The organism is Sphingomonas sp. BRN-1R (assembly GCF_057748035.1).
In genome coordinates this window covers 2,830,296-2,855,192 of sequence record NZ_CM173236.1, presented here as the reverse complement: position 1 = coordinate 2,855,192, position 24,897 = coordinate 2,830,296, and the positions used below count along the sequence as shown (strand labels likewise).

Sequence of the window (24,897 nt, the reverse complement as noted above, 5' to 3'; positions counted from 1 at the left end):
TCAAATGGTATCGGAGCGTAGCCGATTCAACGGATGCCATGCGCGCGGGTTCCCCGTCCACGCCTTGAGCCGCAGCGACACCAGCGACCAGCGCAGCGGCCGCGCGATCGGCACGAACGCCACATCGGCGGCAAGCGCGGCGTCCGCCTCGGCGATGTGGCGCGCACGTTCGACCAAGGTGGGGGCGTCGCGTGCGGCGTCGATCGCGGCCTGAGCAGGTTCGCCGCACGGCTGGCAGGCGGTCGCCAGATACCAGCGCGCGCTGTCATACGGGGCGACCGCGTCGACCAGCCGCAAGTCGGCGAGGTCGGCCCATCCGACCCGCTGCGGCGTTATGCCGATCCGCATCAGCGCGGCGGCGACGTGGCCATAGAGGATCGTCGCCCCTGGCCCGTCGGGCAGGGCGATGCGCATCACGAGCGGCGACGGGTGTGCTTGCCGCCACGCCTGCACGCGGCTGGCTGCCGAAACCGCACCGATCGCCTGCGGCCAGTTCGGTGCCGTCGGCGGTGCGGCCGAATCGAGTTGTTCGGGCAGGACCGTCTGGGTCGCTGCCAGGGGCGCGAACGCCGCGACGATCGCGTCGCGATCGATCACGCTGGCGATGGCGGCGCGGTTGCCCGCATCAGCAAGGAAGTCGCTGCGGCTGGCGATCGCGAAGCCGAACAGCCCGGCGGCGGGATCGACGTGCAGGTTGGCCGGCGCGATCGCCGCTTGCGCGAGCAGAGGCCAGTCGGCGAACGTGCCCCCTGTCACCAGATCGGACTGCTGGCGGGCGAAGCGCAGCACGGCCTTTGCCGCACGTTCCCCGATCAGGCGGACCGAAGCGTCCGACCGGGGCGCGTCGGCATCGTCGTCGCCCGCGCGCTGCGGGTCGGGGGCGGGGCGCAGCGTCATGCGCTCGCCGCGGGCGGCGGCGATGCGGAACGGGCCGCTGCCACCGGGCGGCGCGGTGCGGAAGATCGCCAGTTCGGGCTGGGCGAACAGCTTGAGCAGATCGGGCCGGGGCCGGGCGAGACGCACCTCGATCACCTCGGGTGTCATCTCGACGATCTCGTCGATCGCGCTGAGGAACGGGCGCAGCGGGTTGTGCGAACTGCGCGCGAGCTGGCGCTTGAGGATGGCCACCACCTCGGCAGCGGTGACGGGCTTGCCGTCGCTCCATGCCGCATCGCGGATGCGGAAGATGTAGCTCATGCCGCCGTCGATCACCGTCCAGCGTTCGGCGACGCCGGGTTCGATCTGCCCGGCGGCATCGAAGCGCACCAGCCCCTGCGCGGCCGAGTCAAGGAGCAGCCGGTCGGGCGCGGCGAGTAGCCCCCGCGACGCGTCCTTCAGTTCGGGGGCGGCGCCGATCGCGCTCACCACCACCGCGCCCGCGTCGGGCCGCGCGTCGCACCCGGCGAGCGCGAGCAGAAGGGTGAGGGGCAGCAGGCAGCGTCGCATCATCGTACCGCGTCTTGCCACCGCGCGCGCGTCGCCGCCACCGGCGCAGCGGTCAGCGCGCAAAAAACGCCGGCACCGTGTCCGCCGCTTCGGCGGGCGGGTACAGCAAGGTGCGGATCCGCGCGGCATCATCGGGCGTCGCAGGGTTATAGACGATCAGCCCGAGGTCGGGCCGCCCGTCCACCGCAAACGCCGAATATTCGAACGAAACCGGGCCGAGCACGGGATGGCGCAGGTTCTTCACGCCGTCGCCATAGTGGCGCACGTCGTTGTCCGCCCACAGCCGCGCGAAATCCGCGCTGGTTCCGCACAGCTCCTCCACCAGCGCACTCGCCTGCGCGGTCGCGCCCGCGCGCACCACGTCCGCGCGAAACGCCGCGACGACGAAGCGCGCCACGCTCTCCCAATCATATTGCGCGGCGCGGACCTGCGCATTGCCGAACATGTTGCGCAGGATGTTGCGCCGTTCGGGCGGGAGCGCGCCGTAGTCGGTCAGCACCGTCGCCGCAGCGCGGTTCCACGCCACCACATCCCACGTCAGCGTCTTGACCAGCGCGGGGCTTGTCTCCAGCGCATCCAGCACCCGTTGGAGACGCGGCGTGACGCCTTCGCTTTGCTGATAGCGCACCTCGGGCTGGCGGCCGAGGCCGAGCAGGAAGATATGCTCGCGCTCGACATCGGTGAGCATCAGCGCGCGGGCGATGCGGTTGAGCACATCGGCGGAGGGCGCGCCGCCACGCCCCTGCTCGAGCCAGGTGTACCAGGTCGCGCTGATGTTGGCGCGCTGTGCGACCTCCTCGCGGCGCAACCCCGGCGTGCGGCGGCGTGAGACCGGAAAGCCGAGCGACGCCGGATCAAGCCGTACTCGCCGGTCGCGCAAATAGGTGCCGAGTGGATTGTCGTCGCTGCGCGTCGCCATGCTGTTACTCGCTATACCCGGATAATGTCCCTACTTTAACCCGATAACGCCGCGTCCGATAGCCTCCGCTTCAACCAGAGGAGATGTGGCATGCGTGTTTTCGTAACCGGGGCGACGGGGTTCGTCGGGACGGCGGTGGTGCGCGACCTGATGGCGAACGGCCATGCGGTGACCGGGCTCGCGCGTTCGGATGCGGCGGCAGCGACCTTGGAGGCGGTCGGCGCGGGCGTCCAGCGCGGGACGCTCGGCGATCTCGACAGCCTGCGCGCGGGCGCCGAGGCGGCGGATGCGGTGATCCATACCGCCTTCGACCATGATTTCTCCAAGTTCGCCGCCAATGCCGCCGAGGATGCGCAGGCGATCGCGACCATGAGTAAGGTGCTGGCCGGCTCGACGCGACCGATGCTCGTCACCTCGGGGCTGGCGATGCTGGCGAGCGGGCGGCTTGCGACCGAGGATGACGCCCCGGCGGCGCACTTCCCGCGCGTGTCGGAACAGGCGGCGGGCGAGGCGCGCGCGGGCGGTGCGCGGGTGGCGACGGTGCGGCTGGCGCCGACGACGCACGGCGCGGGTGACCGCGGCTTTGTGCCGACGCTGATCGACATTGCGCGGCGCAAGGGCATGTCGGCCTATGTCGGGGATGGCGGCAACCTGTGGTCGGCGACGCACCGGTTCGATGCGGCGCGGGTGTACCGCCTCGCGCTGGAGCAAGGCGCGCAGGCGGACGTCTATCACGCGATCGCCGAGGAAGCGCTGCCGTTCCGGACCATCGCCGAGGCGATCGGGCGCGGGCTGGGTGTGCCGACCGTGTCGGTGTCGGCTGAGGCCGCGCCCGAGCATTTCGGCTGGTTCGCGATGTTCGCAGGCATCGACATCGCCGGTTCGGGTGCGCGGACGCGCGCCGCGCTCGGCTGGGAGCCGACCCAGCCGACGTTGATGCAAGACCTTGCCGACGCAGGGTATTTCACCGCCTGACGGTTGGCGTGGCGCGAGCGCGGCAGATCGTTTACTGCCGCGCCCGTCATGTTTGTGTTTGAAAATTGCGCCTTTGCTGCGCAAGGCGATGACCCACTACTTGACAGAAGCGCGCGCCGCGTGCTGGTAGCGCTATCAAATCGAAAACGTCAGCGGAGTGGGATATGAGGGGCGAAACCGCAATCACCGGCAGCTTGCCAGCGGACTGGCAGGCCGGCCGCTTCGTCGGCCGCGTGATGACGCAGGCTGGCCCGAGCCCGGTACTGGTGCTCGGCGGCGAAGTGTTCGACATGTCCCGCGTAGCGCCAACCGTCTCGGCGCTGGTCGAGGCGGGGGATTTCTCCGGCGCGGGCGGCGTGTCGCTCGGCGCGCTCGATGCGGCCGATCTTGCGGTGCTGAGTCCGATCGACCTGCAATGCGTCAAGGCGTGCGGCGTCACCTTCGCGGTGTCCGCTGTAGAGCGCGTGATCGAGGAGCGCGCGCGCGGCGATTGGGCGGCGGCGGGCGCGATCCGCGACAGTCTGGAGGCACGCGTCGGCGGCTCGATCCGCTCGGTGCGGCCGGGGTCTCCGGAGGCGGCGGAACTCAAGGCGGCGCTGGTCGAAGCAGGGCTGTGGTCGCAATATCTCGAAGTCGCGATCGGTCCGGATGCCGAGGTGTTCACCAAGGCGCCGGTGCTGGCGACGGTCGGGCCGGGCGACGAGATCGGCATCCGCTCCGATTCGAGCTGGAACAACCCCGAGCCCGAGATCGCGCTGCTTGTCGACAGCCGCGGCACGGCGGTCGGCGCGACGCTCGGCAACGACGTCAACCTGCGCGATTTCGAAGGGCGTTCGGCGCTGCTGCTGGGCAAGGCGAAGGACAATAACGCGTCCTGCTCGCTCGGGCCGCTGGTGCGGCTGTTCGACGACGGCTTCACCATCGACGACGTGCGCAAGGCCGAGGTTCGCCTCACCATCGCGGGCGAGGACAATTACCGGCTGGAAGGCGCGAGCAACATGGCCGAGATCAGCCGCGATCCGCTCGATCTCGTCAGGCAGACGCTCAGCGAGCATCAGTATCCCGACGGCTTCGTGCTGTTCCTCGGCACGTTGTTCGCGCCGGTGCAGGACCGTGACGAGCCGGGCCGCGGCTTCACCCACAAGGTCGGCGATACCGTGACGATCGAGAGCGATCGGCTTGGCCGGCTGGTCAACCGCGTGGTCTTCTCGCGCGATGCTGCACCTTGGGAAACGGGAATCAGCGCGTTCTTCGCCAACCTCGCGAAGCGCGGCCTGCTCGCATGAGCGGTGCCGTCTATCCGAGCCTGAAGGACAAGCGCGTGCTGGTGACCGGCGGCGCGACCGGGATCGGCGCGGGGCTGGTCGAGGCGTTCGCGCGGCAGGGCGCGCGCGTCGCGTTCCTCGATATCAACGCCGAGGCCGGTGTGGCGCATGCGGCGCGGTTCGACGGCGTCGTCTTCAAGCCGTGCGACCTGCGTGATCTCTCCGCGCTGAAAGCCGTGATCGAGGCGATCACCACCGAGCTGGGCGGCATCGACGTGCTCGTCAACAATGCCGCGAGCGACGATCGCCACACGCTCGACGAGGTGACGCCCGACTATTGGGACGAGCGGATGGCGACCAACCTGCGCCACCTGTTCTTCGCCGCGCAGGCGGTGGTGCCGGGCATGCGCGCGAACGGCGGCGGTGTGATCCTCAACTTCGGGTCGATCAGCTGGCACCTCGGCCTGCCGGGCATCGCCTTGTACGAGACCGCCAAGGCCGGCATCGAAGGCATGACGCGGGCGATGGCACGCGATCTCGGCCGCGACGCCATCCGCGTCTCGACGATCGTGCCCGGCAACGTGCAGACGCCGCGTCAGGAACGCTGGTACACGCCCGAGGGCGAGGCCGAGATCGTGGCCGCGCAATGCCTCGACGGGCGCATCCAGCCCGCCGACGTCGCCGCGCTGGCGCTGTTTCTCGCCTCGGACGATGCGCGGATGTGCACCGGTCACGAGTATTTCGTAGATGCCGGCTGGCGTTGACACCATAGCGCTGTACGGAGCGATGAGTCCGACGGTGTAACGAAAAGGAGCAGGACGTGACAGGAACGGCGGCATTATCCCCCGGACAGGCGCTCAACATGCGCTTTATCGGCCTGATCGTCGCGGTGGCGACGATCGGCGGGTTCATGTTCGGCTATGATTCGGGCGTCATCAACGGCACGCAGAAGGGGCTGGAGGCGGCGTTCGCGCTCGGCAAGCTGGGCCTCGGCATCAACGTCGGCGCGATCCTGGTCGGCTCCTCGATCGGTGCGTTCGTCGCCGGGCGGCTGGCGGATGCGATTGGCCGGCGCAACACGATGATGCTCGCGGCCATCCTGTTCCTCATCAGCGCGTTGCTTGCGGGTGCGGCGGGCAGCTCGGCGGTGTTCATCGCGGCGCGCATTCTCGGCGGCTTCGGCGTCGGCGCGGCGAGCGTGATCTCGCCGGTGTATATCTCGGAAGTCACCCCGGCGGCGATCCGTGGCCGGCTGTCGAGCGTGCAGCAGGTGATGATCATCACCGGCCTGACCGGCGCGTTCGTCGCCAATTATGCGCTCGCGCATTACGCCGGCGGCTCGACCGCGGAGTTCTGGCTCGGCTTTACGGCGTGGCGCTGGATGTTCTGGTTGCAGGCGGTGCCGGCGGCCGTTTACCTGCTCGCGCTGTTCCTCATCCCTGAAAGCCCGCGCTTTCTCGTCGCCAAGGGGCGCGACGACGAGGCACGCACCGTGCTGACCAAGCTGTTCGGGTCCGACGAAGCCGATCGCAAGGTTGCCGAAATCCGCGCCAGCCTCGCGGGCGATCACCACAAGCCCAAGCTGTCGGACCTGATCGACAAGCATACCGGCAAGATCCGCCCGATCCTGTGGACGGGCATCGGCCTTGCGGTGTTCCAGCAGCTCGTCGGCATCAACGTCGTATTCTATTATGGCGCGACGCTGTGGGAAGCGGTCGGCTTCTCCGAGAACGACGCGCTGATGATCAACATCCTGTCGGGCGTGCTGTCGATCGGCGCGTGCCTATTCACCATCGCGACGGTGGACCGGATCGGGCGCAAGCCGCTGCTGCTGATCGGTTCGGCGGGTATGACGGTGACGCTCGCCACGGTCGCCTGGGCGTTCTCGACCGCGATCACGGGGGCTGGCGGTGCGGTGACGCTGCCGGGCAACAACGGGCTGATCGCGCTGATCGCCGCCAATCTCTACACCGTGTTCTTCAATCTGAGCTGGGGCCCGATCATGTGGGTGATGCTCGGCGAGATGTTCCCGAACCAGATCCGTGGTTCGGGCCTCGCGGTGTCGGGCTTCGCGCAGTGGATCGCCAATGCGGTGGTGTCGGTGAGCTTCCCGTCGCTCGCAAAGTCACCGGGGCTTGCCGTCACCTATGTCGGCTATGCGGTGTTCGCCGCGATCTCGTTCTTCTTCGTGCAGAAGATGGTCCGCGAGACGCGCGGGCGTGAGCTGGAAGCGATGGAAGGCTAACGTCGCGGTGCCGCCCGCGCCGCCGGGCGGCGGCGCGGCGCGGCATCGGATTGCCGACGGATCAGCTCGTACTCGGCGAGCAGATGCTGGCGTGGGCCGCTCTCGCTCGCCTTGCGCGTCTTGATCTCGCGCACCAGCAGGTCGACCGCCATGCGCGACATATCGGTGACGGGCTGGCGGATCGTGGTGAGTTCGGGCCAGATCGTCGTCGCCAGCGCGGTATCGTCGAACCCGCAGACGGTGAGATCGCCCGGCACGTCGAGCCCACGCCGGTGCGCGATCGCCACCGCCGCCGCCGCCATATCATCGTTCGACGCGAAGATCGCCGACGGCGGATCGTCGAGTTCGAGCAACTGGTCCGCCGCATCGAGCCCGGAGCGATAGGTGAACAGCCCTTCCGCGATCAGTTCGGGTGCCTCTGCCAGCTTGAGATCGGCGAGCGCGGCGCGATAGCCTTCCAGACGCTCGCCGCTGGCGGTGAGATTGCGGTTGCCGGTGATGAAGCCGATCCGCCGGTGGCCGAGCCCGCCAAGATGGCGGGTCATGTCATAGGCCGCCTGCCGGTCGTCAATGCTGACCGACATCGCCCACTCCGGCGCGTGGCCGGTCGACAGCGCGACGACCGGAATATCGTAATCCGCCAACGCCGCGAGGATGGTGGGCGAATCGCCCAGCGGCGGCGGCAGCACGAGCCCGTCGATCCGGCCACGCAGCAGATGCTCGATCGCGGACGCCTCGCTGCCCTCGTCATCGCATTTCTCGACCACGATCTGCACGTTGTTGCGGCTCGCCTGATCGAGACTGCCGACCAGCAACGCGCTGAGATAGGCGAAGCTCGGGTTCGAATAGAGCAGCCCGATGCGGATTTCGTCACCCCCGGCGAGGGTGCGTGCGGCGGCGCTCGGGCGGTAGTTGAGCGCGGCGATCGCTTCCTCGACGCGGCGGCGCGTCTCGTCGCGCACGTTGGTCTCGTGATTGATGACCCGGCTCACCGTCATCGGCGATACCCCGGCCTGCGCGGCGACATCGCTGATCGTCGGCACGTTGCGCTGGCGACGGGAACCGCGAGGCTCTTTCAATGGCGAGACCTTTCCAAGGACAAATGACGCCTCCGCGAGGCTGTCATGCGATCACTTCCCCTGACCCGGCGCAAGCGGAAATTGCAACCGCTTATACCAGCCGAGATCATGCGCGGGCGCAGCCGCACCGGGGGGCAACGGCAGGTGGTTGACCGACATCCAATAGGCGAGGCTGGCGTCGCGCCACCACTGCGCCTCGCGTTCCTGCACGGCGAGATAGGTTGCGGTCTTCTGCCAGCGTTCGGCATCGACCAAGGGCTTTACCGCCGCCCAGCGCGTGCGCATGCCCGCGACATAGCCGATGCCGCGATCGTAATGCGCGACCATCTCCGCCCACAGCGTCCGGCCCGACGCCATCTTGTGATCCCACGTGACGTGGTGGAACCACAGCAGGTCGCGCTCCGGCGTCAGCGCGGGATCGGCGAAGACCTTCGCCACCGGCGGTGCATATTGCGCGACCGCGTTGCTGCCAGTCGCGGTACGATCGAAGCCGATGCCGCTCGCGTCGGCGCGGTTGTAATAGGCGGGGTTCCATTCGGGCCGGGCGAGGTCGGCGATCCACGGGCCCGGGCCGTAATGCGCGGAGGTGCCCATCTGGTGCGCGAGGCCAAGCGGCGTCATGTAATCGACCACCGCCTCGCGCGAGCCCTGCATCATCGCCACCGCCGTATCGGTGACGCGGCGATCGCTGCCGAAGGTCTGCTGCGCCCATTCGCGCGCGATCGCCTCGGAGGACAGCGACGGGTTCCACGCCAGCCGACCGAACGCATACCAGTTCGCCTGGTTGAAGGTCGAACCCGACCAGTCGCGATCGCGGCCGATGTTGGCGACGCCGGCGATGCCGGTAAGCGTGTGCCCCTCGAGCGACCCGTCGATCACTTTGGCGACGGTCGAGCCTGCACCTTTCTCGAACGTGTCGGCGTCGAGCGTTTCCTTGAACAACGGCCCGAGATAGGCGAGGTGCGTCGCGAAGCCGAGATATTCCTTGGTGATCTGGAATTCCATCATCAGCGGCGTCTTCGGCATCGCGCCGAACAGCGGGTGGAACGGCTCGCGCGGCTGGAAGTCGATCGCGCCGTTCTTGACCTGCACGATCACGTTGGGCGCGAATGTCCCGTCGAGCGGCTTGAACTCGCTATAGGCCTGCTTGGCGCGATCCTCGGCGTTGGTTTCGGCATAGACGAACGCGCGCCACATGATGACGCCGCCGTGCGGTGCGACCGCTGCCGCCATCATGTTCGCGCCATCCGCATGGGTGCGGTGATAATCGCGCGGGCCGGGCTGGCCCTCGCTGTTCGCCTTGACGAGGAAGCCGCCGAAATCGGGGATCGCACGGTAGATCTCGTCGGCCTTGGCCTTCCACCACGCGGCGACCCGCGGATCGAGCGGGTCGGCGGTCTTGAGCCCGCCGATCTCGATCGGGGCGGAGAAGCGCGCGGAGAGATACACCTTGATACCGTAAGGCCGGAAGATGTCGGCGAGCGCGGCGGCCTTGGCGATATACGGCGCGGTCAGGCTGGTCGGGTTGGAATTGACGTTGTTGAGGACGGTGCCGTTGATGCCGATGGCGGCGTTGGCGCGCGCGTAATCGACATAGCGCGGGTCGCGATAGTCGGGAAGCGTCCACCAGTCCCACAAGGATTGTCCGGCGTAACCGCGCTCGACCGTGCCGTCGAGATTGTCCCAATGGTCGAGCACGCGTAGCTTGATGCGCGGGGCGGAGGTGAGGGTGGCGGTGTCGACGTTGCCGCCGGTCTGCGCGTGGCGGATCAGCGCGAACGCACCGTAGAGGATCGCGCGGTCGCTGTTGCCTGTGACGAGCGTCACCGCGCGCCCGCCCAGCCGCACCGGGCGGATCGCATAGCCCTCGTCGCCGAGTGCGCCAAGGTCGAGCCGGAGTGCGGCCACCTGCGGATCGTCGCTGCGGGCGAGCACGATCTGGCGGGCGCTGGTTGGCAACGCCCGCCGCACCTCGTCCCCCGCCACGGCGAGCGTTGGAGAGGATCGCGGCACCGTCACCCGGGCGGGCGTATGCGGGCGATAGCGCAGCCACAGATTGTAACCATCCTCGGCGTGCGCGATGCCGCTGGTCAGGCCAAATACCATGATCGTGGCGAGTGCCGAACGAACTGCTTTCACAACCGTCTCCTGCGGTGGAGCATCATTGACAATCGTGCCGTTCCCCGCGATTGATAGCGTTATCACTACGACGGCAGCACAGCAATGCCGCTTTTCCGGTTCAATATGGGAGAGGATATGATGCAGCAAGAGCGTGCCGCCCGCACAGCGTGCGATCGCCCGTCGCGCACGATTATGGCTTCCAAACGCGCATCGCTCCGATCATATGATCTTACCAATTTGGGAGGGGTGGTCAGGTCTTGGGGTGCGGAGCTGTGAACGGCCGTCGCGATTTCCTGCGCTGGAGCGCGGGCGTGTCGATGCTGACCTTGCTCCCTGCCGCCACGCGTGCGGCTGGACCGATCTACAAGGATGCGCGCGCGCCGATCGACCTGCGCGTGCGCGATCTGATAGGGCGGATGACGCTGGAGGAGAAGGTCGCGCAGCTCGACGTGCTCTCCACCCGCAAGCGCGCGGTGATGACCCCGGCGGGCGCGTTCGACCCTGCGCTGGCGGACAAAGCGCACCCGAACGGCATCGGCCAGATCACCCGCCCGTCCGACCGCTCGGGCGCGGCGACCGCGACCAACACCGGCACCGACGTGACCGGCCGCTGGCGCAGCCCCGCCGACACGATCGCCTATGTCAACGCCGCACAGGCCTGGGCGCGGAGCCGCACGCGGCTCGGCATCCCGATCCTGTTCCACGAGGAGGCGCTGCACGGCTATATGGCGCCCGACGCGACGAGCTTCCCGCAAGCGATCGCCTTGTCGGGCACGTTCGATCGCGACCTGATGCAGCGCGTCGGCAGCGTGATCGCGCGGGAGGTGCGCGCGCATGGCTCCACCCTCGTGCTGTCGCCGGTGGTGGACATCGCGCGCGATCCGCGCTGGGGACGGATCGAGGAGACGTTCGGCGAAGATCCGTATCTGTGCGGCGAGATGGGTGTCGCGGCGGTGACGGGCTTGCAGGGCGAAGGCCACGAACTCGCGCCCGGCAAGGTCCACGCCACGCTCAAGCACATGACCGGGCACGGCCAGCCGCAGGCCGGCGACAATATCGCGCCCGCGCTGCTCGGCGAGCGCGAGCTGCGCTCCGCCTTCTTTCCGCCGTTCCGCAAGGTGGTCGAACGCACCGGCATCGGCGCGGTGATGCCGTCGTATAACGAGATCGACGGGGTGCCGAGCCACGCCAACCGCTGGCTGCTCACAAAGGTGTTGCGCGGCGAATGGGGCTTCGACGGCGCGATCGTCAGCGATTATGCGGCGATCGGCGAACTGGCGACGCTCCACCATGTCGCCGCCGATGCCGGCGAGGCGGCGCGGATGGCGCTCGATGCGGGCGTGGATTGCGATCTGCCCGATGGCAAGAGCTATGGCGCACTCGTCGATCTGGTGCGGAGCGGCAAGGTGCCGCTCGCCGCGGTCGATGCGGCGTGCCGGCGGATGCTGACGATGAAGTTCCGCGCCGGCCTATTCGAGGCCGGGCCGGTCGACCCGCATGCGGCCGCGCGGCTCACCGGCAATGACGAGGCGCGTGGCCTCGCGCTGGAGGCGGCGCGCAAGAGCATCGCGCTGCTCGTCAACGACGGCACCTTGCCGCTCGACGCCAAGGCGCTGAAGCGGGTGGCGGTGATCGGCCCGAATGCGGCGGTCGCGCGGCTGGGCGGCTATTCGTCGATCCCCAAACGAACGGTGTCGCTGCTGGAGGGCGTCACCGCGCACCTCGCCGGCAAGGCGGAGGTCGTCCATGCCCAGGGCGCGTTCATCACCCAGAGCGAGGATCGTCAGGCCAATGCAGTGCTGCTCGCCGATCCGGTACGCAACCGGGCGCTGATCGCCGAGGCGGTGGAGGTTGCAAGGAGCTCCGACGTGATCGTGCTCGCGATCGGCGATACCGAACAGACCAGTCGCGAAGGGTATGCGGCGGGGCATCTGGGCGACCGGATCGACCTCGATCTGCTCGGCGAACAAAACGCTTTGTTCGCGGCGATGAAGGCGACGGGCAAGCCGGTCGTCGTGGTCGCGATTAACGGGCGCCCGCCATCCTGGCCGAGCGTCGTCGCGCAGGCGAATGCGCTGCTCGAATGCTGGTATGTCGGGCAGGAGGGCGGCACCGCGATGGCGGAGGCGCTGTTCGGCGCGATCAATCCGGGCGCGAAGCTGCCGGTGACGGTGGTGCGCGAGGTCGGACAGGTGCCGCTCTACTATGACGAGAAGCCGAGCGCGCGGCGCGGCTATCTGTTCGCGGACAAGGCGCCGCTGTTCCCGTTCGGCTTCGGGCTCAGCTACACCACGTTCGACGTCGGCGCGCCGCGCCTCTCCGCGCCCAGCATCGCGCGCGCCGGCAGCGTCACCGTCGCGGTCGATGTGCGCAACACCGGCTCCCGTGCGGGCGACGAGGTGGTGCAGTTGTACGTCCACGACCGGGTCTCGTCGGTCAGCCGTCCGGTCAAGGAGCTGGCCGGTTTCGAACGCGTCACGCTCGCGCCGGGCGAGCAGCGCACCGTCGAGTTCGAACTCGGCGCCGAGGCGTTCCGGTTGTGGAACGCGGACATGCGCGAAGTGGTCGAGCCCGGCCTGTTCGACATCATGGCGGGGTCGAACTCCGTCGATCTGAAAACCGTCACTCTCGAAATCGCCTGAGGAGTCCCATGCCCAAGATCGTATCCGCCAAGGTCATCATCACGTCGCCCGGCCGCAACTTCGTCACGCTAAAGATCGAGTGCGACGACGGCACCACCGGCGTCGGCGACGCGACGCTCAACGGGCGCGAACTGGCGGTGGCGAGCTATCTTGCCGATCACGTCGTGCCGTGCCTGATCGGCCGCGACGCGCATCGGATCGAGGATATCTGGCAGTATCTCTACAAGGGTGCGTACTGGCGGCGCGGGCCCGTGACGATGACCGCGATCGCGGCGGTCGACATGGCGCTGTGGGACATCAAGGGCAAGCTCGCCGGGTTGCCGGTCTATCAGTTGCTCGGCGGCGCGGCGCGCGAGAGCGTGATGGTCTATGGCCATGCCAACGGCACCACGATCGAGGACACGATCGCGGCCGCGCTCGACTATCAGGCGCAGGGGTATAAGGCGATCCGCATCCAGTGCGGCGTGCCGGGCATGCCGTCGACCTACGGCGTGTCGAAAGACAAATATTTCTACGAACCCGCCGATGCCGATCTGCCGAGCGAGAACGTGTGGAACACGAGCAAATATCTCCGCATCGTACCCGAACTGTTCAAGGCGGCGCGCGAGGCGCTCGGCTGGGACGTGCATCTGCTTCACGACATCCACCACCGCCTGACGCCGATCGAGGCGGGGCGGCTCGGCAAGGATCTCGAACCCTATCGCCCGTTCTGGCTGGAGGATGCGACCCCGGCCGAGAACCAGGAAGCGTTCCGGCTGATCCGCCAGCACACCACCACGCCGCTCGCGGTGGGGGAGATCTTCAACTCGATCTGGGACGCCAAGGATCTCATCCAAAACCAGTTGATCGACTATATCCGTGCGACCGTCGTCCATGCCGGCGGCATCACGCACCTGCGCCGCATCGCCGCCTTCGCCGACATGTATCAGGTCCGCACCGGCTGCCACGGCGCGACCGATCTGTCGCCGGTGTGCATGGCGGCGGCTTTGCATTTCGATCTGTCGGTGCCGAACTTCGGCGTGCAGGAATATATGCGCCACACGCCCGAGACCGACGCGGTGTTCCCGCATTCCTATACGTTCGAGGACGGCGCGATGCATCCGGGCGACGCGCCGGGCCTGGGCGTCGATATCGACGAGGATCTCGCCAAGGGGTACGAATACAAGCGCGCCTTCCTGCCGGTGAACCGGCTGGAAGACGGCACGATGTTCAACTGGTGATCGCTATGATGCGTCCCGCCATCCTGCTCGCCGCGACCGCGCTCACCGTGACTGCGGCGCACGCGGAGGCACCGGTGCTGCGCAAGCAGGGCACCGCCACGCAATTGATCGCGAACGGTCGACCGCAACTGATGATCGCGGGCGAACTGAGCAACTCGGCATCGTCGAGCGCGGCCTATATGGCGCCGCACTGGGCGAAGCTGCGCGCGATGCATCTCAACACCGTGCTTACCCCGGTGTCGTGGGAGTTGATCGAACCGCGCGAGGGGCAGTTCGACTGGTCTTCGGTCGATTCGATGCTCAAGGCCGCGCGCGCCAATGATCTGAAGCTGGTGTTCCTGTGGTTCGGCGCGTGGAAGAACTCGATGTCCACATATGTGCCCGGCTGGGTCAAGCGCGACCAGACCCGCTTCCCCCGCGCGCAATTGCCGAACGGGCAGGGGGTCGAGATCCTCTCCACCTTCGGCGCGGAGACGGTGAAGGCGGACGCCCGCGCGTATGCCGCGCTGATGGCGCATCTGAAGGCGGTCGACGGCACCGACAACATCGTGCTGATGACGCAGGTAGAGAACGAGATCGGCATGCTGCCGGTCGCGCGCGATTACAGCGCCGCCGCCAATGCGGCCTTCGCCCAACCGGTGCCGCAGGAACTGATTGCCTATTTGACCGCACACAAGGCGGCGCTCGTCCCCGAGATGCAGCGCATGTGGGTCGAGCGTGGCGCGAAGACGAGCGGAAGCTGGGCCGAGCTGTTCGGCGAGGGCGACGCCGGTGCGGAGGTGTTCGCCGCATGGCATTACGCGCGCTATGCCGAGGCTGTGACGGCGGCGGGCAAGGCGGCCTATCCGATGCCGATGTACGTCAACGTCGCGCTCAATCGGCCAGGCCGCATTCCGGGCGAATATCCGAGCGGTGGCCCGCTGCCGCACCTGATTGACGTATGGAAGGCCGGCGCGCCGAGCCTCGACCTGATCGCGCCCGATATCTACTTCCAGAACTTCGTCGATCTGGTGAATCGCTACAAACGGTCCGACAATCCGCTGTTCGTTCCGGAAGCGAACAATGCCGACAACGCGACCGTGCCCGCCAACGGTTTCTACGCCTTCGGTCAGCTCGACGCGATGGGGTTCGGCCCGTTCTCGATCGATTCGGTCGACGACAAGCCCGGTGCGCTCGGCGACGCTTACTGCGTGCTCGAACAGCTCAGGCCGGCGATCCTCGCCGCGCAGGGCAGCGGGCGCATGGCCGGTTTCAAACCGCGCCAGCTCTACGACGACACCGTGATCTACGAACCGCAGACGCGGGTTATCGGCGATTACCGTTTCACCGTCGCATATGCCGACATCCAGAAGCCGGCGATGATGCCCGCGACGGTGGGCTATGGCGGCCTCATCATCCAGACCGGGCCTGAGGAATATCTGATTGCCGGGCAGGGGATCACCGTCACCTTCGCCGGCGTCGGCGACGGGCCGGGGCAGGTCGGGATCGATCAGGCCTGGGAAGGGCATTTCGACGCGGCAGGCAGATGGGTGCCGCTGCGGCTGCTCAACGGCGACCAGACCCATCAGGGTCGCCACATCCGCCTTGAACCCGGCACGTGGCAGATCCAGAAGGTGAAGCTGTACCGCTACCGCTGAGGCAGCCGCTCATCTGAAGCGAGTGGCTGACCAATGGTTGGCCACTTGACAAGAATCGGCCAGATAGCTAATCAAAACTGATAGCGCTAACAAAGCGCAGGCACGCCCCGCGAAGTCGGGACTTGAAGGAGGAGGGGACATATGAACTTCATCGCACGCACCACCGCAAACCGCACCGGCCTGATGACCGCCGCCGCACTCGGCGCGCTGATCGTCGCATCGGCCGCGTCCGCGCAGACCGCGCCCGCACCCACCGACGCCGCCACCAGCCAGTCGTCGGCCACCATTCCCGATGATGCCGCGCAGGACATCGTCGTCACCGGCATCCGCGCCAGCCTTCAGAGCGCGACCAACGCCAAGAAGACCTCGGTCGGCTTCGGCGATTCGATCTTCGCCGAGGATATCGGCAAGCTGCCCGCCACCAACCTCGCCGAGACGTTGAACCGCATCCCCGGTGTCCGCCTCAACCGCGACATCAACGGCGAAGGCTATCAGGTCGCGATCCGTGGGCTTGGTCCGCAATTTTCCAAGGTGCTGCTCAACGGCAGCCAGATCGCGGTCGCCTCAGACGGCGGCACCAACGGCAGCAACGCGAGCGGCGGTCGCGAAGTCGATCTCGACTTCTTCCCGTCCGAGCTGTTCACCCGTCTCGACGTGTCCAAGAGCGCGCAGGCCGACCAGATCGAAGGCGGCATCGCCGGTACGGTCAACCTCCACAACGCGCGGCCGTTCGACAACCCAGGCGATCACGTCACCGTCATCGCGCAGGGGCAATATACCGACAGCAATTTCGCGGTTTCCCCACGCGGCGCGATCGTCGCGAGCCACACCGGCAGCAACTGGGGCATCCTCGCCGGCGTGTCGGGCGTCAGCACCAAGACGCGTATCGACGGGTTCGAGACGGTCGGCTGGACCGACGGCAACGTCGCCGCCTGCGGCACCGGCTGCAAGCTGCCGACCGACACCGGCAATGGCTTCTCCTACGCGTCGGTCGTGCCCAACAACACCGGCCACGGGCTCGTCCCCGGCACCCCGGTCAACCTCGCCGCGACCTCGGGGCTGACGCTCCAGCAGATCAGCGACGCCAAGATCCCGCGTCTTGCGCGCAACAGCCTGACCGACGGCACCCGCTCGCGCATTTCCGCGGTCGCTTCGTTCGAATGGCGGCCGAGCGACGAACTGCACTTCGCGCTGGACGGCATCTGGGCGAAATCCAAGCGCGACTACACCCGTCTCAACATGAACTGGTACGTCCGCAACTCAGGCCCCGGCACCTCGCCGACCGCGACCGGCGGCATGGTGCCGATCGGCCTGACCGTGGACGGCAACGATGTCGTGACCAAGGGCACGTTCGCCAATTCGTCGTTCTTCCTCGAAGAAGATATTTTCAAGCAGACCACGACGTTCTGGAACATCAACCCGAACGTGACGTGGAAACCGACCGACAACCTGCGCATCGACGGATCGTTCAACTACAGCAAATCGGACTTCTTCCGCGAACAGCCGCAGTTCGATTTCCAGACGCCCGCGCAGTCCGGTCTCGACGTTTATTACGACAACACCAGCGGCAATCCGCAGCCGATCATCACCAGCAACCGCGATCTGGGCGATCCGAATCTCGGCTGGAAATGGTATCGTGTCAACGTCCAGGCGGTCCGGCGCAACACCAGGACGAAGGGCGCGCATATCGACCTGACCTGGGGCGACGCCAACCTGAACCTCAAGGCGGGCGCGGCGTACGACACCAATTCGCTGCGCATCCGATCGTTCGACAACAGCGCGGCGTTCCAGACCTCGGTCTGTGGCGCGACCTGCGACGGCACGACGGGCTCGGTCCCGAACAGCGCGCTTTCGCAGTATCTCCAGCGCATGACGACGACCGACTTCGGCCACCTTGCGGGCGCCAATGTCGGCTACACCAGCATGATCCAGGCGAATATCGCCGCACTGGAGAAGGCGACCAACTACGACGCCTATATCAACAACGCGCCGGAGGCGATCGGCGCGGTGACGGGCGGCGCGACCGGCCGGATCAACGAGAAGACGTTCGGCGGTTATGTCGAGACCAACGGCCTGTTCCAGTTGATGGATCGCGACCTGCGCCTCAACGCGGGCATCCGCTACTTCCACACCGATCAGGCGGTCGCCGGCCCGACCTCGACCGCGAACGGGATCGTCTATGTGTCGCAACAGGCGACCTACGACAATTTCCTGCCGTCGTTCAATCTAAGCTACGACGTCGCGCACAACCTCAAGGTTCGCCTTGCCGCCTCGCGTTCGATGACGCGCGCCGATCCGGGTTCGCTGCTGCCGGGGCTTACCTTCTCGGACCCGTCGGCGCAGATCGCGACCGCCGGCAACCCGAACCTGAAGCCGTATTATTCGAACAACATCGACTTCGGCGGCGAATATTACACCGGCGGCATCGGCTACATCGGGTTCGATCTGTTTCAGAAGGACATTTCGGGCTTCACCGTGACGCAGCAGAACACGCTGCCCTTCAATTCGTTGGGCCTGAACTTCACCGATCTGACCGTCACTCAGCAGCAGGCGATCACCCTGCGCGGCGGCGCCGACGTCGCGACGGTGGTGGTCGGCCAGCCGGTCAACCTCCAGAACCTGCGCATCCAGGGCATCGAGGCGACCTGGGTCCAGCCGCTCGACTTCCTCGTCAAGGGGCTCGGCTATTCGGTCAACGGCACGCACATTCACCAGTCTTCCGACAGCGGGCTGGTCGCGCCGGGCGTCGCGCCGTGGAGCTACAACCTCCAAGGCTTCTACGAAGGGCACGGCGTCTCGCTCAGCGTGAACTACGTGTGGACCGACAAGCTGATCGCCGCCAACGGGCCGCAGAACGGCCTGGCGCTGCCGCTCAAGGCGGATGCGCGCGGGCAGCTCGATCTGTCGGCGGGCTATCAATTGCCGTTCTTCAACAAAGCGGCGCGGATCACGCTGGACGTGCTCAACATCACCAACGAACCGATCCGCACCACCTTCGGCTACGACAACGCGACCTACAGCGTCTATTATCCGGGCCGGCAGATCCTGTTCGGCATTCGCGGCAAGTTTTGAGAGCTACACTCCCCAGTGTAATCCTTGGGGGCCGGCCGGCTTGGCCGGCCCTCTTTTTGTGTGAGGAACGGCGGATGCGGGTGATCTTCAAGGTGGCGGCGCTGGCTGGTGCGCTCGGCTGCGCGGGCGTGGCGCAGGCGGCACCGGCCTGTTCATGGCAGGCGGCGTGGGCGTCTTCGCAGATGACCCCCGATGCCGGTGCGGGCGTGCCCGCTCCCGGGCTGACCGGCGGAACGCTGCGCCAGATCGTGCGGCCGACGCTCGGGGCGAAGCAGGTGCGGGTGCGGTTCTCAAACGCGTTCGGCCGCATGCCGCTGGTGATCCTCGGCGCGGGCATCGCGCGTTCGGCGGATAATCGCAGCGCCCGCATCCTCGCGCCCACACGCCGCACGCTGACGTTCGCGGGCGCGGCCGGGATCACCATCCCGCCCGGCGGCGACTGGCTATCCGACCCTGTCGCGTTCGACCTCAAGCCGTTCGACGATCTCGCGGTGTCGCTGCGGGCTGAGGGCGATTCCGCGAGCCAGACTGCGCATCCGGGTTCACGCGCGACCTCCTATGTCGCGGCGGGCGATCAGATCGGCGCGGAGACGCTCGCCGGTGCGACGCCGGTCGATCACTGGTATATGCTCTCCGGTGTCGAGGTGGAGCGCTGCGCAGGCGCGAACGGGGTGGTTGCGCTCGGCGATTCGATCACCGACGGGCACGGCGCCACCACCAACGCCAACGACCGCTGGCCGGACGTGCTGGCGCGGCGGCTGGGCGGGCGTGCGGCGGTGCTCAACGAAGGGATCGGCGGCAATCGCGTGCTGCTCGACGGGCTGGGGCCGAACGCGCTGTCGCGGCTCGACCGGGACGTGCTGGCGGTGCCGGGGGTGCGCTATGTCCTGCTGCTGGAGGGGATCAACGATCTCGGCACGCTCACCCGCCTCGAGGCGAAGACGCCCGAGCAGCGCCGTGCTTTCATCGCCCAGCTTACCGCCGGCTATGCGCAGATCATCGAGCGGGCGCATGCGCGCGGGCTGAAAGTCTATGGCGCGACGCTGACGCCGTACATGGGCAGCGACTATTACCATCCCGATGCGGGCAGCGAGGCGGACCGGCAGGCGATCAACGCTTGGATTCGCGCGCCCGGGCATTTCGACGCGGTGGTGGATTTCGACCGGGTGACGCGCGACCCGGCTGACCCCTCGCGGCTGGCGGCGGCGTTCGATTCGGGCGATCACTTGCATCCCAACCCGGCCGGCTACAAGGCGATGGGCGAGGCGGTGCCGCTGGACTTGTTCCGCTGATGATCCCCGGCGAAGGCCGGGGGCCAGCTACGGAACGCGCATAAACGGGCGTTGCGCGTCGTAACTTCCACCTTTCCAATTAACCCCGGCCTTCGCCGGGGAACGTAACGAAAGCAGGCCCGGAACCGCGTGGTTCCGGGCCTGCTTTCGTTCAGCGAGGGGGCGGGGAGGGCGAACCTCCCCGCCGCACATCACACGAAGCGGTTGACGAGGTTCTCCAGCCGCTCCTGCTGGCCCGAGCGCGGCTTGGGATCGATCGCCTTCTCGACTGCGAGATCGGCGATGCCGGCGAGGTCAAGCCCGCCGATCTGCGTGCCGAGATCACCCGTCCAGCCGGCATAGCGCTCGGCCTTGATCTGGTCGACGCGGCCGTCCTCGATCAGCGCCGCCGCGGCCAGCAGGCCGCGCGCGACGGTGTCGATCCCGCCGATGTGGCCGTGGAACAGATCGACTGCATCCATCGACTGGCGACGCACCTTCGAATCGAAGTTAAACCCGCCGTCGGTGAAGCCACCCGCGCGGATGATCTCGACCACCGCCAGCGTCAGCTCCTCGGCCGAGTTGGGGAATTGGTCGGTATCCCAGCCGTTCTGATGGTCGCCACGGTTGGCGTCGATCGAGCCGAACAGACCGAGCGCGTTTGAGGTCGCGATCTCATGTTCGAACGTGTGGCCGGCGAGGGTCGCGTGGTTCGCCTCGATGTTGACGCGCACTTCGTTCTCGAGGCCGTAGCGCTTGAGGAAGCCGTACACGGTCGCGGTGTCGAAGTCATACTGGTGCTTGGTCGGCTCATGCGGCTTCGGCTCGATCAGGATCGTGCCCTTGAAGCCGATCTTGTGCTTATGCTCGACGACGAGGCTGAGGAAGCGCCCGAAATTGTCGAGCTCGCGCTTGAGATCGGTGTTGAGCAGCGTCTCGTAGCCCTCGCGACCGCCCCACAGCACGTAGTTCGCGCCGGCGAGCCGGTGCGTCGCTTCAAGCGCGTCGCGCACCTGCATCGCGGCGAAGGCATAGACTTCGGGGTCGGGGTTGGTGGCGGCGCCGGCGGCGTAGCGCGGGTGGCTGAACGCGTTGGCGGTGCCCCACAGCAGCTTGCGGCCCGACGAGGCCTGGAGCTTCTCGAGATGATCGACCGCTTCGGCGAAATACTGGCGGTGCTCGGCGACCGAGTGCGCGTCCGCCATCACGTCGATGTCGTGGAAGGTGTAGAACGGGATGTCGAGCTTCTGGAAGAAGTCGAACGCGACTTCACGCTTGCTCGCCGCCGCTGCGCTGTCGTTCGGGCCCTGATGCCACGGGCGGTTAAAGGTGCCGCCGCCGAACACATCGCTGCCCTGCCACACGAAGGTATGCCAGAAGCACGCGGCGAAGCGGAGGTGATCCTCCATGCGCTTGCCGAGGACGATCTTGTTCTTGTCGTAGAAGCGGTAGGCCAGCTCGTTGCGGCTGTCCGGGCCTTCGTACTGAATGGTGGGAATGTCGGCAAAGAAGTCGATGGCCATCAGGCGCTCCTTGGAGTGATTTTGGAATAGGCTTTGCGGAAGGCGTCGAGCTTGGGCGCGAAGCGATCGACCAGCGCGGCGTCGGGCGCAATCGTGTGCGAGACCGGCGGCGCGACGCAGACCTCGGCGGGCGAGCCGCCATCGACCGCGATCTGCGCAAGCCGCGCCGCGCCGAGTGCGGGGCCGACCTCGCCGCCTTGCAGATAGACCAGCGGTGTGTTGAGCGCCGCCGCGAGCGTCTGCCCCCAGTAACGCGAGCGCGCGCCGCCGCCGATCACCGACAGTTGCGCGACTTCGGTGCCCGCACCACGCAGCGCCTCGAGCCCGTCGGCGAGCGCGAACGCCACGCCTTCGAGCACCGCCTGCGCGAGCCGCTCCGGGCCGGTGTCGTTGTCGAGCCGCAGGAACGCGCCGCGCACCTCGGCATCGTTATGCGGCGTGCGCTCGCCCGACAGATAGGGGAGGAACAGCTCGGGGCCGCTGGCCGGGCCGACCGTTTCAGCGCGTGCGAACAGCTCGGCCGCGCCGGCAGCACCGGTGATGCGCGCGACCCAGTCGATGCACGACGCGGCGGAGAGGTGGACCGACATCTGGTGCCACATCGCGGGCAAACAGTGGCAGAAGGCATGCACCGCGCGCGCCGGATTGGGCTTGAACGCATCGTTGGCGACGAAGATTACCCCCGACGTGCCGAGCGACAGCAGGGCATCGCCATCCTTGACCACGCCGACGCCGGCTGCCCCTGCGGCATTGTCGCCGCCGCCGCCCGCCACTGGCACCTGATCCATGCCCCACGCTTCCGCGACCTCGGCGCTGAGCCGTCCGGTCGTCTCCGGCCCCTCGACCAGCGCGGGCATCTGGCTGGCGTCGAGCCCGCAGGCGTCGAGCAACTCGTCGCTCCACCTGCGCCCGGCCACGTCGAGCCACAGCGTGCCCGCCGAGTCGGACATGTCGGACGCCTTGTCGCCCGTCATCTTGAGGCGGACGTAATCCTTGGGAAGCAGCACCAGCCGGGTCGCGTCGAACACCTCGGGCTCGTGCTTGCGCACCCATGCCAGCTTTGGGGCGGTGAAGCCGGGCATGACGATGTTGCCGCCGATGGTGCGGAACGCCGGCGTCGCCGCTTCGAGTTCGGCGCATTCGGCGGCGCTGCGCCCGTCGTTCCACAGGATGGCCGGGCGAAGCGGGCGATCGTCCGCGCCGAGCAGGGTCGCGCCGTGCATCTGCCCGGCGATGCCGACCCCGCGCACGCCACGCCGCACGTCGGCGTCGATCGCCTGTACGGCTGCGGTGGTGGCAGCCCACCAGCTATCGGGATCCTGTTCGGACCACAACGGATGCGGGCGCTGCACGGTGAGCGGGGCGGTGCCCTGGCCGATCACCGCGCCGGCCGCGTCGATCACGACGGCCTTTACGCCCGACGTGCCAATATCGATGCCGAGAAACATGCGCTGCCTTACTTCACGAACGGATCGATGGTCTTGATCGAGCCATCGGGGTTGAAGAACAGCTCGGTCACCTTGACGTTGCGCAGGTGGTTCTTGTTGCTGAGCTGCGTGTCGGCATAGAACAGCCACCACTTGCCCTTGTCCTGGATGATCGAATGGTGCGTCGTCCAGCCCTGCACCGGCAGCAGGAAGTGGCCGCGGAACTTGAACGGGCCATAGGGGCTGGTGCCGGTCGCATAGTTGAGGAAATGCGTGTCGCCGGTCGAATAGGTGTAGTAATAGGTGGCACCGCGCTTGAACATCCACGAGCCTTCGAAGAAGCGCTTGTCGTGTTCGCCACCCTTCACCGGCTTACCGTCTTCGCCGAGGATGACGGCGTCGCGTGGGCGTTCGGCGAAGGTCTTCATATCCGGGTTCATCCGCACGACCTTGCCCGAGAGCGCGGGCTGGTCGTCCTGATGGAGATCGGTGTCGCTGCCGTTGGGATCGAACTTACCAGTCGCCCAGCGCTGGAGCTGGCCGCCCCAGATGCCACCGAAATACATATAGGTCTTGCCGTCGCCGTCGGTGAACACCGCCGGATCCATCGAGAAGCTGCCCGGGATCGGCTTGGGCTCGGCCTTGAACGGCCCCATCGGGTTCTTCGAGGTGGCGACGCCGATGCGGAACGTACCGAGCCCGTTCTTGTCGAGTACCTTATCGCGCGCCGGAAAGTACAGGTAATAGGTGCCGTTCTTGTAGGCGGCATCGGGCGCCCACATCTGCTTCGACGCCCACGGCACGTCCTTCACGTCGAGCGCGATCGGGCCGATCGTGACCGGGCCGCCGATCCGATCCATGCGCAGCACGCGGTAATCGTGCATCGCATATTCGTTGCCGAGATCGTCGTCGGGAATGTCGGTCGGCACGTCGTGCGAGGGATAGACGTAGATCTTGCCGCTGAAGACATGCGCCGACGGATCGGCGGTGTAGATCGACGTAACCAGCGGCTGCGACAGGAACTTCGCCGTGTCCGCGCCGCCGGTCTGCGCGGATGCGGCGGTTGCGCCCACGCACAGCAGCGCGGCGACCGTTAGGCTCTTTGAGATTGTCATGCCGTTCATCACCCCTCTACGCCTTCTGATGAGGCTCGCTTCCGATTAGATAGCGCTACCATATCGGCGAAGCAGAAGCGAGGCAACGCACCGCCGCAGCTTTTTACCGGGACAAAAAATGCCGTCGCGAACGGAAGTGCGCGACGGCGTGGAATGGAGACGAGGGTGTGAGGGTCAGACCCAGAGACTGTCGGCCTTGGGTTCGGGCGGTTCGACGCCCGGCGGTGAGACGCTGCCGCTTGCCGACACTTCGCTGACGTCGACGAAGCGGCTGCCCCAACAATCGACCAGCGCGAGCAGATGCCCGATCAACGGCGAGGTGCGATGCTCGATCACGGTGGAGGGGAAGGGCAGCGGCAGCGTCGGGCTCGGTTGCAGCGCCTGCGCGAGTGTCGCCTGCGCCGGCGTGAACGACAGCGGCGAGAACAGCACCGCGCCCGCGATGTTCGCGATATAGGATTTCGGCGATAGCTGCGCCCAGCGGACCACCGCCAGACAGGCGAGCCCGCGCGCCACCACGATGCGCGGCTCACGCAGCGGCCGTGCCGCCTCGTCGAGCTGCATCGCCCAGAACCCGCGATGATGTTTGTGGCTCATGTCGAGCGTCAGCGTGGCGACATCGTCGCGCCCCGCCGCCGGCCAGTCGGGCGTGCGATCACCCGCCAGCGACACCATCAGATACGGGCCTGCGCCCAACGCGCTCTCCAACGTCATGACCGTCTCCTCAAGGGATCTGCGTCTCAGGGTCGGGTGTGCCGCGACTCCCGTTTATCCGTGGAGGATATTCCCATCCTGCGCATAGGCAATCGGAATTGCGTCGAGATGATGACGGAATGCGCCGGTCCGCCGGTCGTCGTTCAAGGGCGGTTCAGCGCAGTCGTATTCTGGAAGCTTAGTATGCGCCACCTGCTATTGCGATCGACTTGCAAAAATGCGGCTG

General features: G+C 67.2%; 17 protein-coding genes. 9 read left to right on the top strand and 8 right to left on the bottom strand.

The genetic code is table 11. The features are described from left to right. Positions 1–1,449, bottom strand: a complete 1,449-nt coding sequence (locus tag AC3ANX_RS13215) for an ABC transporter substrate-binding protein (protein WP_488333731.1) — start codon at positions 1,447–1,449, stop codon at positions 1–3. 49 nt (positions 1,450–1,498) lie between these two features. Beyond that, positions 1,499–2,365, bottom strand: coding sequence for a helix-turn-helix transcriptional regulator (locus tag AC3ANX_RS13210; protein ID WP_488333730.1), 867 nt, complete (start codon positions 2,363–2,365; stop codon positions 1,499–1,501). 90 nt (positions 2,366–2,455) lie between these two features. Between AC3ANX_RS13210 and AC3ANX_RS13205 the strand changes: the two genes are divergently transcribed. The 4 genes from AC3ANX_RS13205 to AC3ANX_RS13190 all read left to right on the top strand — a co-directional run bounded on the left by AC3ANX_RS13205 (position 2,456) and on the right by AC3ANX_RS13190 (position 6,850). Beyond that, positions 2,456–3,340, top strand: a complete 885-nt coding sequence (locus AC3ANX_RS13205) for an SDR family oxidoreductase (RefSeq protein ID WP_488333729.1) — start codon at positions 2,456–2,458, stop codon at positions 3,338–3,340. Between the two features lie 164 nt (positions 3,341–3,504). Continuing rightward, on the top strand, positions 3,505–4,626 hold the full coding sequence (locus AC3ANX_RS13200; RefSeq protein ID WP_488333728.1) for a fumarylacetoacetate hydrolase family protein: 1,122 nt from the start codon (positions 3,505–3,507) through the stop codon (positions 4,624–4,626). Next, entirely contained in the window at positions 4,623–5,369 is a 747-nt protein-coding gene (gene xylB / locus AC3ANX_RS13195) for a D-xylose 1-dehydrogenase (protein ID WP_488333727.1), read from the top strand. Before AC3ANX_RS13200 ends, xylB (AC3ANX_RS13195) begins: the two co-directional genes overlap by 4 nt. 98 nt (positions 5,370–5,467) lie before the next feature. Further along, on the top strand, positions 5,468–6,850 hold the full coding sequence (locus AC3ANX_RS13190) for a sugar porter family MFS transporter (protein WP_488333726.1): 1,383 nt from the start codon (positions 5,468–5,470) through the stop codon (positions 6,848–6,850). On the opposite strand, the gene AC3ANX_RS13185 is transcribed toward AC3ANX_RS13190, so the two are convergent. Beyond that, entirely contained in the window at positions 6,847–7,929 is a 1,083-nt protein-coding gene (locus tag AC3ANX_RS13185; RefSeq protein ID WP_488333725.1) for a LacI family DNA-binding transcriptional regulator, read from the bottom strand. The genes AC3ANX_RS13190 and AC3ANX_RS13185 overlap by 4 nt on opposite strands. Positions 7,930–7,980: 51 nt before the next feature. After that, the gene (locus AC3ANX_RS13180) at positions 7,981–10,035 is read right to left on the bottom strand and encodes an alpha-glucuronidase family glycosyl hydrolase (protein WP_488336949.1); all 2,055 of its coding nucleotides are present in this window, start codon (positions 10,033–10,035) and stop codon (positions 7,981–7,983) included. Positions 10,036–10,367: 332 nt separating this feature from the next. Here AC3ANX_RS13180 and AC3ANX_RS13175 point away from each other — a divergent pair, with 332 nt between their 5' ends. From AC3ANX_RS13175 to AC3ANX_RS13155, 5 genes are all read left to right on the top strand, one after another. Beyond that, positions 10,368–12,692, top strand: a complete 2,325-nt coding sequence (locus tag AC3ANX_RS13175) for a glycoside hydrolase family 3 N-terminal domain-containing protein (RefSeq protein WP_488336948.1) — start codon at positions 10,368–10,370, stop codon at positions 12,690–12,692. Positions 12,693–12,700: 8 nt separating this feature from the next. Next, entirely contained in the window at positions 12,701–13,912 is a 1,212-nt protein-coding gene (manD, locus tag AC3ANX_RS13170) for a D-mannonate dehydratase ManD (protein ID WP_488333724.1), read from the top strand. Between the two features lie 5 nt (positions 13,913–13,917). After that, positions 13,918–15,549, top strand: coding sequence for a GH35 family beta-galactosidase (locus AC3ANX_RS13165; protein ID WP_488333723.1), 1,632 nt, complete (start codon positions 13,918–13,920; stop codon positions 15,547–15,549). A gap of 141 nt (positions 15,550–15,690) precedes the next feature. Continuing rightward, positions 15,691–18,621 carry a TonB-dependent receptor gene (locus AC3ANX_RS13160; RefSeq protein WP_488333722.1) on the top strand — a complete coding sequence of 977 codons (2,931 nt, stop codon included), beginning with the start codon at positions 15,691–15,693 and terminating at the stop codon, positions 18,619–18,621. A gap of 74 nt (positions 18,622–18,695) precedes the next feature. Next, the gene (locus tag AC3ANX_RS13155) at positions 18,696–19,913 is read left to right on the top strand and encodes an SGNH/GDSL hydrolase family protein (RefSeq protein WP_488333721.1); all 1,218 of its coding nucleotides are present in this window, start codon (positions 18,696–18,698) and stop codon (positions 19,911–19,913) included. Positions 19,914–20,104: 191 nt separating this feature from the next. Here the strand turns inward: AC3ANX_RS13155 and xylA are convergent, their stop codons facing one another. The 4 genes from xylA to AC3ANX_RS13135 form a co-directional block, all read right to left on the bottom strand. Continuing rightward, complete coding sequence (xylA, locus tag AC3ANX_RS13150) at positions 20,105–21,415, bottom strand: xylose isomerase (protein ID WP_488333720.1); 1,311 nt, start codon at positions 21,413–21,415, stop codon at positions 20,105–20,107. Further along, the gene (xylB, locus tag AC3ANX_RS13145) at positions 21,415–22,863 is read right to left on the bottom strand and encodes a xylulokinase (RefSeq protein ID WP_488333719.1); all 1,449 of its coding nucleotides are present in this window, start codon (positions 22,861–22,863) and stop codon (positions 21,415–21,417) included. The genes xylA and xylB (AC3ANX_RS13145) overlap by 1 nt, the downstream gene beginning before the upstream one ends. Positions 22,864–22,871: 8 nt before the next feature. After that, entirely contained in the window at positions 22,872–23,957 is a 1,086-nt protein-coding gene (locus tag AC3ANX_RS13140; RefSeq protein ID WP_488336947.1) for a glycoside hydrolase family 43 protein, read from the bottom strand. A 174-nt stretch (positions 23,958–24,131) separates the two neighbouring features. Then, a complete protein-coding gene (locus AC3ANX_RS13135) occupies positions 24,132–24,671 on the bottom strand; it encodes an alpha/beta hydrolase (protein ID WP_488333718.1) in 540 nt (179 codons plus the stop codon). Between the last annotated feature and the right edge of the window lie 226 nt (positions 24,672–24,897).